This window comes from Xanthomonas arboricola pv. juglandis, assembly GCF_905367715.1.
GTDB classification, from domain to species: domain Bacteria; phylum Pseudomonadota; class Gammaproteobacteria; order Xanthomonadales; family Xanthomonadaceae; genus Xanthomonas; species Xanthomonas arboricola.
This window is the reverse complement of the sequence record NZ_HG999362.1, coordinates 3,432,139-3,446,737: the sequence shown is the minus strand read 5'-3', so window position 1 is coordinate 3,446,737 and position 14,599 is coordinate 3,432,139. Positions and strand designations below refer to the sequence as shown.

Below are 14,599 nucleotides of genomic sequence, written 5' to 3'. Positions count from 1 at the left end.
CTGGCCTCTGTAGCGCTGGTCTGGGGCTCTCCGGTCGGCAGGTTGGCGCTCCCGGGCGCCGCCACTCACGGTGCCGGCGAGGGGAACTGCAACTCGCCCTGCGGGCCCAGCATTCGGAACGGCAACGAGATCAGGCGCATGTTCGCATCGCGCTGGAGCGCGAAATGCAGGTGCGGGGCCGTGCTGAAGCCGGTACTGCCCGAGGCGCCCAGGCGTTCGCCGGTGCGCACCACCTGGCCCGGGCGTACCGCCACGCCAGCGGGCGCCAGGTGGGCATAGATGGCCATGCTGCCGTCGGCGTGCAGCACCCGCACCAGGTTGCCGGCGCCGGCGGCCTGGTCATGCGGGCCGCCTTCGATGACATCGCGCCGCACCTCCATGACCGTGCCCTCGCGCGCCGCCAGCACAGCCGTGCCCTGCGGCAGCGCGAAGTCCACCGCGTACCAGTTGGGCGCATCGGTATGGCTGAAAGCCCCACCAAAGCCCTGGTCCACTTGGATCGGCGCATCGCGAAACGGGAGCTGGTAACGCACTTGCTGCTGCGGGCGAGCCTGCGGATCGCCGGGCACCACGTCGAGCTTGAGTCCAAGCCCACCCAGGCTGCGCTGGTTGCTGGCCGGATATAGCCGGGCGAGCAGGCGGCGCTCATGCGCAGCCAGTTGCACCGTCAGTGGCAACTGCGGCACGGCGCGGTAATCCTCGCTGGGCGGTGCGCTCAGCTGCACCTGCGCGGGCCCGGCCAGCGGGTTGCTGACCCAGGCCAGGTAGGCCGGTGCCTGCCACTCCAACTGCAGCGACGGGCCGGTGCCGGAAGATGCGGGCGCCGTCTGTGCCGCTGCGATTGTTGGCGAGCTCGCAGCCGTGTTTGCTGCACCGGGCCAATGCCAGCGTTGCTGCGCGTTGGTGGGTGCGGCACATGCCAGAACCGCGAGCAAGAAAGGCCAGGCGAGGGCGGGCAAGGCGTTGCGAGACACGTGGTGGGGCACGCGATCGGCTCGAACGAAGGGGCCTCAAGTATGCGGTCCATCACAGGCTGCAGTGGTATCGGATGAAAATATATCTTTCCATCCGCATGAAGAGATTGACATCGCAAAAAAGCGGTGGCATCTTAGCCTCACCATCGAGACCGGCGGAGGGACAGGCCCTTTGATGCCGGGGCAGCCAGCGGAGCGCGCAAGCGCCCGCGTTTGGTGCCAAATCCTGCGGGGACCTCCGCGTCCGCCGAAAGATGGTTCGAATCGTGCCTTGCGCACGTCGAACGCGAGCTCCCGCGAAGCTCGATGGCCGATCCACCCCGGATACCGCCATGAGCCTCGTGAATACAGCATCGCCGACACCGACCGAATACGCCGATCCACCCGCCGCCACCGATGACGGCTCGATTGCCGTGCGCGGCGAGCTCGTCATTGCCTTGCCGATGCGCCATGCCGGCATGCGCGAGCTGCGGCTGCGCTATGAGCTGGTCGGCGCAGCCAATGCGCCGGTGGTATTCGTGGCCGGCGGGATTTCCGCGCATCGCCATCTGGCCGCCAGCGACCTGTTCCCCGAGAAGGGCTGGGTGGATGGCCTGGTGGGTGCCGGCCGCGCGCTGGATCCTGCATCGCGCCGCCTGCTGGCGTTCGATTTTCTCGGTGCCGACGGCACGCTGGATGCGCCGATCGACACCGCCGACCAGGCCGATGCGATCGCCGCCTTGCTGGATGCGCTGGGTATCGCGCGTTTGCACGGCTTTGTCGGCTACTCATACGGCGCATTGGTCGGCTTGCAATTCGCGACCCGCCATGCCGCCCGCGTCGGTACCTTGGTTGCGGTCAGTGGCGCGCATCGCGCTCATCCCTATGCCGCCGCCTGGCGTGCATTGCAGCGCCGCGCGGTGGCGCTGGGCCAGCTGCAATGTGCCGAAAACCATGGACTGGCGCTGGCGCGGCAGTTCGCCATGCTCAGCTACCGCACCCCGGAAGAATTCAGCGAGCGCTTCGACGCGCCGCCGGAAGTGATCAATGGCCGCGTGCGCGTGGCCGCCGAAGACTACCTGGATGCCGCCGGTGCGCAGTACGTCGCGCGCACGCCGGTGACCGCCTACCTGCGACTGTCCGAATCCATCGACCTGCACCGCATCGACCCGGCGCAGGTGCGCGTGCCCACAATCGTCGTTGCGGTGGAGGGCGACCGCCTGGTGCCGCTGGCCGACCTGGTCAGCCTGGTCGAAGGGTTGGGGCCGCGCGGCAGTCTGCGCGTGCTGCGCTCGCCGTATGGCCACGACGCCTTCCTGAAAGAAATCGATCGCATCGACGCGATCCTCGCCACTGCCCTTCGCATCACCGGAGAAACCGCATGAGCTTTCGTGACCCCGCCGACGCCCCCTGTACCGCCGCCACCGCCGCCGTCCGCGCCGGCATCGATCGCGACACTGCCTATGGTGCGGTGACGCCGCCGATCGTACTGTCGTCGAACTTCTCCTTCGATGGTTTCGGCAACAAGCGCCAGTACGACTACACGCGCAGCGGCAATCCGACCCGCGATCTGCTCGGCGAAGCGCTGGCCGAGCTGGAAGGCGGTGCGGGCGGGGTGATCACCTCCACCGGCATGGGCGCGATCAATCTGGTGCTCAATGCGTTGCTGCAGCCGGGCGATACCCTGGTGGTGCCGCACGATGCCTACGGCGGCAGCTGGCGCCTGTTCAACGCGCTGGCCAAGAAGGGCCACTTTGCGCTGATCACCGCCGACCTCACCGACCCGCGTTCGCTGGCCGATGCTTTGGCGCAGTCACCCAAGCTGGTGCTGATCGAGACCCCGTCCAACCCTTTGTTGCGCATCACCGATCTGCGCTTTGTCATCGAGGCGGCGAAGAAGGCTGGCGCGTTGACCGTGGTGGACAACACCTTCCTGTCGCCGGCGTTGCAGAAGCCGCTTGAGTTCGGGGCGGACCTGGTGCTGCACTCCACCACCAAGTACATCAACGGTCACAGTGATGTGGTGGGCGGTGCGGTGGTCGCGCGCGATGCCGAGCTGCATCAGCAACTGGTGTGGTGGGCCAATGCGCTGGGCCTGACCGGTTCGCCGTTCGATGCCTTCCTCACTTTGCGCGGTCTGCGCACGCTGGATGCGCGCCTGCGCGTGCATCAGGAAAACGCCGACGCGATTGCCGAGCTGCTGGACGGGCATGCGGTGGTCAACCAGGTGTATTTCCCCGGTCTGGCTGCGCACCCGGGTCATGCACTGGCTGCGCGCCAGCAGAAGGGCTTTGGCGCGATGATGAGTTTCGAGCTCGACGGTGGCGAGGCTGCGGTGCGCGCGTTTGTCGATGGTCTGCGTTATTTCACCCTGGCCGAGTCGCTGGGCGGTGTGGAAAGCCTGATTGCACATCCGGCCTCGATGACGCATGCGGCGATGACCGCCGAAGCCCGCGCTGCCGCAGGGATTTCCGATGGCCTGCTGCGGCTGTCGATCGGTATCGAATCGGCAGAAGACCTGTTGATCGACCTGCGCGCCGGCCTGGCGCGTGCCGAAGCGACGCTGACCAGCGCAAGCCGCAAACAGGTCGACGCGTGAGCACTGTGCTGCCTGTTTCGCGCCGCGCTTCGGCGGCAGCGGTGACGCCGACACCACGGCTGGCCTTGCTCGGCACCGGGACGGTGGGGCGCGCATTCGTGGCGCGCTACACCGCGCTGCAGGAGCGCCAGCTGCAGTTGCCGCGCTTCGACTGGTTGGCCAATTCGCGTATTGCCCACGATTGCGGCACCAGCGCCGCACAGGCCCTGCACCAGGCCAATGCCGCCCCGCGGGGCCAGGCCGTGCTGCAGCCGTGGGCGGAAACCACGGCGTTACGTGCCGGCGATGTGCTGGTGGATGCGACCGCCAGCGAGGTCGTTGCCGACTGGCATGCGGAATGGCTGCTGCGTGGCGTACACGTGGTCACTGCCAACAAGCTAGGCCAGGGCACCGCGTTGTCGCGCGCGCAGGCCTTGCACGCGGCGCGTCACGCCAGCGGTGCGCACTACGGCGACAGCGCCACCGTGGGGGCGGGGCTGCCGGTGCTGAGCAGCGTGCGCGCGCTGGTGGCGGGCGGCGACCATATCCATTCGATCGAAGGGGTGTTGTCCGGATCGCTGGCGTGGCTGTTTCATCGCTACGACGGTACCGGCGCATTTTCCGATTGCGTGCGTGAGGCGATGGCGGCCGGCTATACCGAGCCGGATCCGCGCATCGATCTGTCGGGCGAGGACGTGCGGCGCAAGTTGCTGATCCTGGCGCGCGCGGCGGGCTGGCAGCTGGAGGCCGAACAGGTGCATGTGGAATCGCTGGTGCCCGCAAGCATTGCGCGGCTGTCGCTCGACGCCTTGGATGCGCAGTTGGGCGCGCTGGATGCGGTGGTCGGCGCGCGCTGGCAGCAGGCACGTGCCGCGGGGCGTTGCCTGCGCTTTGTCGGCCGTGTGGACGCACATGGTGCCAGCGTCGGCTTGCGCGAGTTGGCGCTGGATCACCCGCTGGCCGGCGGCGCCGGTACCGATAACCGTGTCGCCATCAGCAGCGATCGCTATCGTCAGCAGCCATTGCTGATCCAGGGGCCGGGCGCGGGTGCCGAAGTGACGGCGGCGGCGTTGCTGGATGATGTGTTGCGGATTGTGGCTGGGTAGCTGGTTAAGGACGTGGCGAAGCGCCGGCTCTGCTTGAGCGCGGCTGTGGTGCGCGTGCAATCGATTACATCATGGACTGCACGGATGGCCTGTTGTCCGCTCTGCACGTTGCAAACGCATCCAACTGCAGCTCGCTTGTCCGCAAGCTGCAGCTTTCGAAGACGCGTTGGTCATGCCAGTGCGCTGCCGTCGTGCTGCTTACGGCGCAATCGCCTTCAGTAACGCGGCATTGAACCGTGTCGGGTCCTGCACCTGCGGCGAATGTCCGAGGTCGGCGAATTCGACGAGCTTCGCGTTCGGAATCGCCTCGGCCGCACGCTTGCCCAGCTTGGTGTAATCGCCGACACGTGCCTTGACCTCCGGCGGTGCGGTGTCCTTGCCGATCGCGGTGCGGTCCTTGAGGCCAATGAACAGCGTGGTCGGCACGCTGAGTTTGGGCAGTTCGTAGACCACCGGTTGGTTGAACACCATGTCGTAGGTCAGCGCCTGGTTCCAGGCAACCGCCTGCCTGCCGTTGCCCAGCGACATGCCGGCCTGCATGCGCGCCCAGCGTTCGAACTCTGGCTTCCACTGGCCGGCGTAGTAGACCTCCATCTGATACTTCTTGATGCGCTCGAAGCTGATCTTCAGTTCGTTGTCGTACCAGGCGTCGACGCTACGCCACGGAATGCCTTCGGCCTTCCAATCTTCCAGGCCGATCGGGTCGACCAAGGCCAGGTGCTCGGTGGCCTGCGGATACATCAGCGCGTAACGGATGGCGAGCATGCCGCCCATCGAATGGCCGACTACTACAGCACGTTCGATGCCCAATTTTTTCAGCAGCGCCTGGGTGTTGTCGGCCAATTGCGCGAAGGAAAACTGATAGGCGGCCGGCTTGCTGGACTTGCAGAAGCCCACCTGGTCAGGCGCAACGACGCGGTAGCCGGCGGTGCTCAACGCGGCAATGGTCTGTTCCCAGGTGGCGGCGCAGAAGTTCTTGCCATGCAGCAACACGGCGGTGTGCCCGTTGGGTTTGCCGGTGGGCGCGACATCCAGGTACGCCATTTCCAGCGGCTGCCGTTGCGAGGTGAGCGCAAAGGTCTTGACCGGATGGGGGTAGTCGAAGCCTTCCAGGCGCGGGCCGTAGCTGGTTTCCTGTGCCATCAATGGGCCGCAGGCCAGGGCCAGGGCGAGAGTGCAGGCAAGCTGTCGCATCGCGATCTCCGTCGGAATCCAGCGTCAGACGGTACATGGCGGCATGTGGTGGGGACGTACAGCGCTGGCATGCGACTGCATCGGCGGGCGCTGCCGTTGGACGCATCGCCCAGTTTGGCGATGCCTGGAGTGTGACTGCAATACAGGGCGCGGCCCGGGACCGCGCCCGGCTCAGCACTCGATAACGTTGACCGCCAGGCCGCCGCGGCTGGTTTCCTTGTACTTGTCCTGCATATCGCGGCCGGTGTCGCGCATGGTCTTGATGACCTTGTCCAGCGACACCTTGTGCTTGCCGTCGCCGCGCATGGCCATGCGGCTGGCGTTGATCGCCTTGACCGCGCCCATTGCATTGCGTTCGATGCAGGGGATCTGCACCAGGCCGCCGATCGGGTCGCAGGTCAGGCCCAGGTTGTGTTCCATGCCGATTTCCGCGGCGTTTTCGATCTGCCCGGGATTGCCGCCCAGCGCGGCGACCAGGCCGCCGGCGGCCATCGAACAGGCCACGCCCACTTCGCCCTGGCAGCCGACCTCGGCGCCGGAAATGGAGGCATTTTCCTTGTAGAGGATGCCGATGGCCGCAGCGGTGAGCAGGAAGTCGAAGATGCGCTGCTCGGATGCACCGGGGCAGAAGCGGTCGAAGTAATGCAGCACTGCCGGGATGATGCCGGCCGCGCCGTTGGTGGGTGCAGTGACCACACGACCACCAGCCGCGTTTTCCTCGTTGACGGCCAGTGCGTAGAGATTGACCCAGTCCAGTGTGGTCAGCGGATCGCGCATCGCCGCTTCCGGTTTGGACGACAGTTCGCGATACAACGCCGGCGCGCGCCGCGAGACGTTCAGGCCGCCCGGCAGCGTGCCTTCCTGGCGGATGCCGCGCTCCACGCAGGACTGCATTGCCGCCCACAGCTCGCGCAGACCAGCGCGAATCTCGTCCTCGCTGCGCCAGCTCTTTTCGTTTTCGAACATCAGCGCGGCGATGCTCAGGCCGCTGCGTGCGCATTGCGCGAGCAGTTCGTCGCCGCTGAGGAAGGGGTAGGGCAGCGGCGTTTCGTCGGCCACGATGCGGTCGTCGGCGGCATCGTCCTGGTTGACCACGAAGCCGCCGCCGACCGAGTAGTAGTCGCGCGTGGCGATCACCGCTTCATCGGCATCGTAGGCGGTAAAGCGCATGCCGTTGGTGTGGTAGGGCAGCTTCTGCCGCTTGTTCATCGGCAGGTCGCGTTTTTCGTCGAAGGCGATGACGTGCTGGCCCATCAGGCTGATGCGCTTGCTGGTGCGGATGCGCTCCAGCGTGGCCGGGATGATGTCCGGGTCGATCAGGTTGGGGCGGTGGCCTTCCAGGCCGAGCAGCACGGCCTTGTCGGTGCCGTGGCCGCGGCCGGTCAGGGCCAGCGAGCCAAAGACCTCGGCGCGGATACGCACCACATCCTGCAGGCGGCCGGCATCCAGCAGCCAACGATGCACAAAGCGCTCGGCCGCGCGCATCGGCCCCACGGTGTGGGAGGAACTCGGACCGATGCCGATCTTGAACAGGTCGAACGTGCTGACAGCCATGCTTGCCGGAGAGGTGAGCGTAAAGGCGGCTATTCTAGTCGCTCGGCGCTTGCGGCACGGCTGCAGCGCAGCATGGGAGCTCCCGATGGCCTTGATCCTGTACCAGCGCGACGATTGCCACCTGTGCGACCAGGCCGTGGAAGTGCTGGCGCAGGCACGCGCAGGCGAGTTCGGCAGTGTCTTCATCGACGGCGATGCGGCGCTTGAGGCCGCTTATGGGGAGCGCGTGCCGGTGCTGCGCGATGCGCACGGGCGCGAGCTGGGCTGGCCATTCGACAGCCGGCGGTTGCGCGAGTGGTTGAATGCCGGCACGCGATGAAGCGGCGTGTTCGCCTCCGGTACGCGCCGTATTTTGGATCTGGAGTGGCTGAAAACGACGTCGTGCCGGTCTGGTACAGATAATCTGGGTCTTCGCTGCAAGGCGGCTGACCTGCTGCTTGGCTGCAGGGCCCTTGCCCGCCCACCCTCGCGGAACACGCCGCAAGTACGTCCATGTAGGCTCTTACGCGGCATCCATGCCGCGTAAGGGCCCGCGACGGTGGGCGGACAAGGACCCGTCGAGCTGGTCGGTGTGTATGGTTTTCAACAGAGCAATCGGCAAACTTTCTGGTGCGGTGTCCTCGCCGATTGCGGGACCGTGTGGCGGCATGGATGCCGCCACCGAGCCCCCAGGGGCGTGGTCACGGCGTGTCCCGCAAGCGGTGAGGGCACCGCGCCTTCGACCGACTCAGCGTTTGACCTCGGCTTTTGACTGCATCCAACAAGATGGGGCTAACAAACGAATCGTGTCGGCCGCCCGTTCAAGGTGTCAGCCGTATTGATTCAATGGCACCACTGCTGCTCGCAGGGCACGCTATCGTGGTCGCCGTCCATCGTTGTGTCGGGGCAGTTGCGCAGCACCCAGGTGGCATCGTCGCAGGAGGTCATCTGCGAGCAGTGTTTGCGCCCGCCGCAGCTGTCGTGCGGTGTGGGTGCGGTTGTGGCCGACGTTCTGCCTGCCGCTGCAGTTGCCGTTAGTGCGGGCGAGCTCTGGAGCGCTGCGCGGTCTGGCTGCGTCCTGTTTGCCGGTGCCCGTGCTGGAGCTGTTGACGCAGTTTCAGTAGGCGCAGAGCCTGGCATCAGCGCGTCCCGATTGAGATACGCATAGCCGCCAGCACCTGTCACAAGCAGCAGCAACATGACCTTGCCCAGCCCGAGCGAGCGATGGGGCAATGGTGATTGCGCTGCCGCATGCTGCCGGCGTGCGCCAGGTCCGGCTGCATGCTGGCCGCCGCGCATCACGCGCACTGCCTGCCGTCGTCCATCCTTGCCCGGTTCGATCTCGAAGGAAATCAGCTCGCCGATGCGTGGTGCGTCCGCGCTGCGTGGAAACGCTGAAATGTGCACGAACAAATCATCACCCGGTTGCGCCGGCGTGATGAAGCCGAAGCCGCGATCGGTATTCCAGCGGGTCAAGGTTCCATGTGTGCGCATCGGCGGCGTCCCTTGGATGGATGCCGAGTCTAGCTGTCGCGCGGTGTCATCCGACCGCCAGGCACAAAAAAACGGCGGACCCGACGAGGTAGTCCGCCGTTCAATGGCCGCGTCCGGTTGCGGCCGGTGGCGTTACTTCGCCTTGAACACGACCTTGGTGCTGATCGCGGTTTCGTTGGGAATGGTCTTGGTATCGGCCCAGTCGCCGCCGCCGACGCCGAAGTCCAGGCGCTTGACCAGCGCCTTGCCGGCCAGCACCGGCTGCGCGCCGGGTGTCCAAGTGAAGGTCAGCGTGACCGGCTTGCTGACGCCGCGCAGTTCCAGCGTGCCGTCGGCCGCGTACTGGTTGCCGCCGAGTGCGCGGAACTTGTCGGCGCGGTAGCGCGCGGTGGCGAACTTGGCGACATTGAAGAAGTCCGGCCCCTGCAGGGTCGAGTCACGGTCGTTGTTGCCGCTGATGGCACTGGCCAGCGGGATGCGCACATCGAGCTTGGCGCCGGCAAGATTGGCCGGGTCGAAACTCAGCGTGGTGTCGAAACCGGGGAACTTGCCGGTAAACACTTCACCGTCGTACTTGCTGGCAAACACTAGCGACGAGCCGGGCGCCTGCACATAGTCGGCAGCGAGGACCGGGGCGGTGGCGAACGTGGCCACCAGGGAGGCGGCGACCAGCAGGGGAGAGGCGAACAACCTGGACGACATGGGGGAATCCTTTAGGGTTTGGAAGAGAGCCAACCGCGCGGCAACATCCGCACCAAGGTGGCGTCACGCTGGAACAGATGGTGGTAGAGCGCAGCGCCGGCATGCGCCAGCACCACGGCAATCAACAGCCAGAAGCCCCACTCGTGGATGAAGTGCGCAACCGCACGCAATTGTTCGTCCGGCGGGCTGAGCTTGGGCACGGCAAACAGGCCAAACCAGCGGAACGGGCGCAGGCCGCTGGTGGAGTCGTACAACCAGCCCGACAGCGGCATCGCAAAGATCATCGCGTACAGCAGCCAGTGGGTCAGCCCGGCGATGCGTTCCTGCCAACGCGGGGTGCCGGTCACCGGTGGCGGCGCGCCCGCATAAAGGCGCCAGCCCAGCCGGACGATCACCAGTGCCAACACGGTCAGGCCCACCGATTTGTGTGCGGTGTAGACCCAGAAGTATTTCGGCGTCTTGGGCAATTCGCCCATGGTCAGGCCGACGATGCCGAGCACCAGGATCAGTAAAGCGATCAGCCAGTGCAGGGTCTGGCTGACACCGCCCCAGCGTTCGACGTTCTTCAGGGTCATGCTCAGGATTCCGGGCTGGGCGCGGCGTCAGGGGCGGTGGGTGCGTTTTGGGGTTGCGGCGCGTCGTCGTCGGCGCGGCCTTCGCGCACGGCTTCGGCTTCGATGCGCAGCTCCACCGTATCGCCGATCATCGATTTCCACGCGTCGATACCGAACTCCGCACGGCTCAGCGTGGCGGTGGCGGAGAACCCGGCAGTGCGGCGGAACGGCGGCAATGGATGGCGCTTGAGCGCATTGAGGGTGACGTCCAGGGTGACCGGGCGGGTGACCCCGTGCAGGGTCAGATTGCCGGTGACCTTGGCGTGGTTTTCGCCGCTGGCTTCCACCTGCGTGGAGACGAAATGCGCGTCGGGAAAGCGCTCGGCGTCGAGTAGGTTGCGTGCCAGGGTGGCCTCGTTCCACTTGGCATCGCCCAGGTCGGCGCGGCGCAGCGGCACGGTCACGTCCAGCCGTGCCGAGGCCCAGTCGTCCGGGTCGAACACCAGCGTGCCGCTAGTTCCGGAAACGGTGCCCAACGCCTTGGAAAAGCCGGCATGTTCGACCGCAAACAGCACCCGCGTGTGCACCGGATCCAGCGCGTAACGCACCGGCGCGGCGGTCGCGGCAAGGCTGGTCACGACCAGGGCGGGAAGCAGCAACAGGCGGGCGAGGGTTGTCATGGTCGGATTCTAGACATATCCCGCTGCACCGCGCTTGGCTTGCACTCGCAACGATCCGTTGCGAGCATGCGGGCTGGACGTGGAAAGGATGCCCACATGCGTTACCTGTTGTTCGTGCTGCTTGCCGCCCTGACTGTGTGTCCGGCATTGGCAGGCGTGCCGGCGATTCCGCGCTTCCGCATTGTCGGCGCTGCCGAGGGGCTGCCCTCGACCATGATCACCGCCATCGCGCAGGACCGCGCCGGCTATCTGTGGATGACCACCACCGACGGGTTGGTCAGGTACGACGGCGCAGAGTTCAAGGTCTGGCGGAACAACCCGACCGATCGCTACTCGCTGCGCAGCAATATCTTGCAGGCGCTGTATATCGACCGTCAGGATCGGATCTGGCTGGCCTTGGGCGGCGCAGGCGTGGCGATGCTCAGTGCCGACCGGCGCAAGCTGACCGCGTATCTTCCCGACGATGTGCCCGAGCTGGCGCTGGGGGACGTGTATGCCATCGCCGGGCGCGGCGACGAGGTCTGGTTTGGATTGTCCAACGGCAGTGTCTTGCGTCTGGATGCCGCGGGGAAATTCACCTCCTTCGACCTGGCGAAGATGGAGGAGCCGCTGCCGGCAAGTCCGGTGTATGCGCTAGCGCTGGACGATCGCGATCGGATGTGGATCGGCACGCTGGGCGGGCTGGCGTATTACGACGGCCTGGCATTGCACCGGGTGCGGCCGGATGGCGACGGCAGCGGCATCACCGCCTTGCAGTGGGTGGGCCAGCGGCTGTGGGCTTCGATGGACACCGGGCTGCGTTACATGGACGCGTCCGGTGCCTGGCATACGCCTTCCTGGGCACCGATGTTCGCCACCGGCAACCGCGCCTGGACCGTGGCCGACGCCGGCGATGGCGAGTTCTGGCTGGGCACCGAACAGGGGCTGTGGCATACCCGTCCCGATCATCCGCCGACACCGGTCAACAACGGCGATGCACCGCTGGTCTCCAACCGCCACGTGACGACCATCTGGCGCAGTCCGCACGGTGGGATCTGGGTGCCCCTGCATGGGCGCGGGCTGGCCTACCTGCGCGAAGACTGGCGCCGCACTGCCGCCTTCAGACAGATCAACGACCAGGGCAAGGGCATCGCATGCAGTCTTGCGCCAGCCAACCGATCGGGTGGGCTTTGGCAGTTCGACAGCAGTGGGCGGTTGCTGCGTTACGACACGTCCACCGGGGCGCTTGTGCAGACCGGCATCCAGCATCCCGACCTGCGCGATCTGCAGGTTGCGACGACCCTGGAGGACAGTCGGGGGCAGCTCTGGCTCGGCAATGGGGAGCACCAGTTGTCGCGGCTGGATCTGGGCACAGGCGCTCTCGAGCATTTCAGCGGCGACGGGCCTGCCGAGGCGGTCATCTGGTTGGGCGAATCTGGCGACGGCACGCTGTGGAGCGCTTACGAGCAAGTGATCCAGCGGCGAAATCCGGTGACCGGGCGCGTGCTGGAGACGATTTCCCAGGCCGACCCACATGGCTTGAAAGAGGTGATTCCCAGTCAGCTGAGCGTGGCACCGGATGGCAACCTGTGGCTGAGCGCCGTCGGCGGCATGTATGTCTGGCAGTCCGAGTCACATCGGTTCGTCGCAGTGCCCGGCCTGCAGATCGATCCGATCCAGCGCTTCGTCTTCGAGGATCAAAGCCACCTGTGGCTTTACCGCGCCGGCAGCATGGAGCGTTGGCAGAAAGACGGTACCGCGTGGAAGCGGGTGCGCCGGATTCTTGCCGCCGAAGGGTTTCCGGCGATGGATGCCTATGGTCTCGAACGCGATGAGCTTGGACGCGTATGGATGTCCGGGCCGCGTGGCCTGTGGCGCATCGATGCACGTACGCCGCGCGCCAAGATCCGCAGTTTTAGTGCGCGCGACGGATTGACCAGCCAGGAGTTCAGCCGCCGCTGTCTGCTGATGGCGCGCGATGGGGTGCTGGTCGGTGGGACTGCAGATGGCTACACGCTGCTGATCGATACCAAGGCGCCGGATGTGCCGTCATTCACACCGCAGATGCGTCTGGAGGCGGTAAGCGTCCAGCGTGCCGACCGCCGTCAGGCGTTGCCGATCCTCGGTGGCTTTTCGCTCGCGCCGAATGACCGCCAGTTGCGCATCAACATGCGGCTGCTCTCGTTCGTCGATCCGATGGCCAATCGTTACCGTACCCGGCTGTCGGGGTTCGATACCGAATGGATGGAGCACGGTGCGGCAGGAATGCGCGAATTCTCCTCGCTGCCGCCGGGCAACTATGTCCTGCAGATGCAGGGGATCGACCCCTTGGGCAATGCATCGCAGGTGCAGTCGCTGCGCTTTTCGGTCACTCCACCGTGGTGGCGCAGCGATGCCGGCATTGCGCTGATCTGCATGCTCGCCGTGCTGCTCGCTGGCCTGCTCGCCGCCGCCTACCGCCGCCGTGTGCGCATGCGCGCGCAATGGCAGCTGGCCCAGCACAAACGCGAGCTGGCCGAACAGGCATCGTTGGCCAAGACGCGCTTTCTTGCGACCCTGGGGCACGAAGTGCGGACGCCGATGACCGGTGTGCTGGGCATGAGCGAGTTGCTGCTGCAGACGCCGTTGGATGGCCGTCAGCAGGGTTATGCCAGCGCGATCCAGTTGGCCGGCAAGCATCTGCTGCGGCTGGTCAACGATGCATTGGATCTGGCGCGGATCGAGGCCGGCAAGCTGCCGCTGGATTACCGCGACTTCGATCTGCGTCAATTGATCGGCCAGGTGGCCGAGCTGGTGCGCCCGAGCGCCGAGCAGAAGCAACTGGCCTTTGCGTGCGAGCTGGATGACGCGCTGCCGCCTGCATTGCATGGCGATGCCAGCCGGGTGCAACAGATCCTGCTCAACCTGTTGTTCAATGCGGTCAAGTTCACCGAGCGTGGCAGCGTCAGCCTGCGTGTGGCGGTGGTGCCGCAAAGCCACAAGCAAGGCATCCGGATCGAAGTGTGCGACACCGGCCCGGGCATGAGTGCAGAACAGCGCGGGCGCCTGTTCCAGCGCTTCGAGCAGGCCGAAGGCGCCGTGACGCTGGCCCGGCATGGTGGCAGCGGCCTGGGCCTGGCGATCTGCCGCGAACTGGCAGCGGCGATGGGCGGTGCGGTGACGGTCAGCAGCGAACTGGGGCAGGGGGCGTGTTTTGTCGTCGAGCTGCCGCTGCGCTGGGTGAGTGCGCTCCCTGCGGTGCCCGCGCCTGCACGGGCAAGCTCGTCCCATGCACAGGCGCCATTGCAGTTGCTGCTGATCGAGGACGACCCGACCGTGGCGCAGGTGATCATTGGCCTGCTGCAGACGCGTGGTCATCGGGTCACCCATGTCCTGCACGGTCTGGCGGCGTTGGCCGAGGTGAGTACGCGCAGCTTCGATGCGGGGCTGTGCGATCTGGACCTGCCGGGCATCGACGGCGCGGCGCTGGTCGCGCAGTTGCGTGCGCGCGGCGTGCGCTTTCCGATCGTTGCGGTCACCGCACGTGCCGATGCTGACGCAGAACCGCAGGCGATGGCCGCCGGCTGCAATGGCTTCCTGCGCAAGCCGGTCACCGGAGAGTTGCTGGCACAGGCACTGGCAGGTGTGCTGGCCGCCGCCGCCGCCGATGCGGATGACGTCCCGGCCGTCGACTAAGCTGTCGTCGCTTGCCCCCGTCGTACGGTTGCCGCCTGGCGCGGATGCAACAGCGGTGAACCAGATCGAGACCCCGTGCATGCGCCGGTTCGGGCCGTAAAGTGGAAACGGACGAGCGACGCGGTAGGCCCGCTCGGGCTTGCTCGCACCG

At 66.3% G+C, this 14,599-nt stretch carries 12 protein-coding genes and 1 riboswitch; of the genes, 5 read left to right on the top strand and 7 right to left on the bottom strand.

Features of this window, described 5'->3' with window-relative positions; all coding sequences use genetic code 11:
* Window positions 1–65: 65 nt before the first annotated feature.
* Window positions 66–986 (bottom strand): M23 family metallopeptidase, encoded by a 921-nt coding sequence (locus KHN93_RS15075; RefSeq protein ID WP_211920582.1) that lies wholly within the window; start codon window positions 984–986, stop codon window positions 66–68.
* A 128-nt stretch (window positions 987–1,114) separates the two neighbouring features.
* A riboswitch (SAM riboswitch) is annotated at window positions 1,115–1,235 on the top strand.
* 71 nt (window positions 1,236–1,306) lie between these two features.
* Between KHN93_RS15075 and metX the strand changes: the two genes are divergently transcribed.
* The 3 genes from metX to KHN93_RS15060 are packed head-to-tail and all read left to right on the top strand — an operon-like array spanning window position 1,307 to window position 4,637.
* Entirely contained in the window at window positions 1,307–2,338 is a 1,032-nt protein-coding gene (metX, locus tag KHN93_RS15070) for a homoserine O-succinyltransferase MetX (protein ID WP_104553894.1), read from the top strand.
* The gene (locus KHN93_RS15065) at window positions 2,335–3,552 is read left to right on the top strand and encodes an O-succinylhomoserine (thiol)-lyase (RefSeq protein ID WP_016902752.1); all 1,218 of its coding nucleotides are present in this window, start codon (window positions 2,335–2,337) and stop codon (window positions 3,550–3,552) included. The genes metX and KHN93_RS15065 overlap by 4 nt, the downstream gene beginning before the upstream one ends.
* The gene (locus KHN93_RS15060; RefSeq protein WP_211920580.1) at window positions 3,549–4,637 is read left to right on the top strand and encodes a homoserine dehydrogenase family protein; all 1,089 of its coding nucleotides are present in this window, start codon (window positions 3,549–3,551) and stop codon (window positions 4,635–4,637) included. The genes KHN93_RS15065 and KHN93_RS15060 overlap by 4 nt, the downstream gene beginning before the upstream one ends.
* Window positions 4,638–4,835: 198 nt before the next feature.
* Here the strand turns inward: KHN93_RS15060 and KHN93_RS15055 are convergent, their stop codons facing one another.
* Window positions 4,836–5,831 carry an alpha/beta fold hydrolase gene (locus KHN93_RS15055; protein WP_211920578.1) on the bottom strand — a complete coding sequence of 332 codons (996 nt, stop codon included), beginning with the start codon at window positions 5,829–5,831 and terminating at the stop codon, window positions 4,836–4,838.
* 171 nt (window positions 5,832–6,002) lie between these two features.
* Window positions 6,003–7,385, bottom strand: coding sequence for an L-serine ammonia-lyase (locus KHN93_RS15050; protein WP_024939240.1), 1,383 nt, complete (start codon window positions 7,383–7,385; stop codon window positions 6,003–6,005).
* Window positions 7,386–7,470: 85 nt separating this feature from the next.
* Here KHN93_RS15050 and KHN93_RS15045 point away from each other — a divergent pair, with 85 nt between their 5' ends.
* Window positions 7,471–7,704 carry a glutaredoxin family protein gene (locus KHN93_RS15045; RefSeq protein ID WP_211920576.1) on the top strand — a complete coding sequence of 78 codons (234 nt, stop codon included), beginning with the start codon at window positions 7,471–7,473 and terminating at the stop codon, window positions 7,702–7,704.
* Window positions 7,705–8,207: 503 nt separating this feature from the next.
* On the opposite strand, the gene KHN93_RS15040 is transcribed toward KHN93_RS15045, so the two are convergent.
* The 4 genes from KHN93_RS15040 to KHN93_RS15025 form a co-directional block, all read right to left on the bottom strand.
* Window positions 8,208–8,840, bottom strand: coding sequence for a cold shock domain-containing protein (locus tag KHN93_RS15040; protein WP_342344381.1), 633 nt, complete (start codon window positions 8,838–8,840; stop codon window positions 8,208–8,210).
* A gap of 150 nt (window positions 8,841–8,990) precedes the next feature.
* The gene (locus KHN93_RS15035) at window positions 8,991–9,560 is read right to left on the bottom strand and encodes a YceI family protein (RefSeq protein ID WP_039526101.1); all 570 of its coding nucleotides are present in this window, start codon (window positions 9,558–9,560) and stop codon (window positions 8,991–8,993) included.
* An 11-nt stretch (window positions 9,561–9,571) separates the two neighbouring features.
* Window positions 9,572–10,135, bottom strand: coding sequence for a cytochrome b (locus KHN93_RS15030; protein WP_047126974.1), 564 nt, complete (start codon window positions 10,133–10,135; stop codon window positions 9,572–9,574).
* Between the two features lie 2 nt (window positions 10,136–10,137).
* Window positions 10,138–10,794 (bottom strand): YceI family protein, encoded by a 657-nt coding sequence (locus tag KHN93_RS15025; RefSeq protein WP_104559810.1) that lies wholly within the window; start codon window positions 10,792–10,794, stop codon window positions 10,138–10,140.
* Window positions 10,795–10,890: 96 nt separating this feature from the next.
* Here KHN93_RS15025 and KHN93_RS15020 point away from each other — a divergent pair, with 96 nt between their 5' ends.
* Window positions 10,891–14,448: a hybrid sensor histidine kinase/response regulator gene (locus KHN93_RS15020; protein ID WP_211920572.1), complete on the top strand. Its 3,558-nt coding sequence runs from the start codon at window positions 10,891–10,893 to the stop codon at window positions 14,446–14,448.
* Window positions 14,449–14,599 lie beyond the last annotated feature (151 nt).

Bases quoted from the DNA above. Each gene is read 5' to 3' on its own strand.
- KHN93_RS15035 (WP_039526101.1), bottom strand. From the start codon at position 9,560: ATGTCGTCCAGGTTGTTCGCCTCTCCCCTGCTGGTCGCCGCCTCCCTG.
- KHN93_RS15050 (WP_024939240.1), bottom strand. From the start codon at position 7,385: ATGGCTGTCAGCACGTTCGACCTGTTCAAGATCGGCATCGGTCCGAGT.
- KHN93_RS15045 (WP_211920576.1), top strand. From the start codon at position 7,471: ATGGCCTTGATCCTGTACCAGCGCGACGATTGCCACCTGTGCGACCAG.
- KHN93_RS15025 (WP_104559810.1), bottom strand. From the start codon at position 10,794: ATGACAACCCTCGCCCGCCTGTTGCTGCTTCCCGCCCTGGTCGTGACC.
- KHN93_RS15055 (WP_211920578.1), bottom strand. From the start codon at position 5,831: ATGCGACAGCTTGCCTGCACTCTCGCCCTGGCCCTGGCCTGCGGCCCA.
- KHN93_RS15030 (WP_047126974.1), bottom strand. From the start codon at position 10,135: ATGACCCTGAAGAACGTCGAACGCTGGGGCGGTGTCAGCCAGACCCTG.
- metX (WP_104553894.1), top strand. From the start codon at position 1,307: ATGAGCCTCGTGAATACAGCATCGCCGACACCGACCGAATACGCCGAT.
- KHN93_RS15020 (WP_211920572.1), top strand. From the start codon at position 10,891: ATGCGTTACCTGTTGTTCGTGCTGCTTGCCGCCCTGACTGTGTGTCCG.
- KHN93_RS15065 (WP_016902752.1), top strand. From the start codon at position 2,335: ATGAGCTTTCGTGACCCCGCCGACGCCCCCTGTACCGCCGCCACCGCC.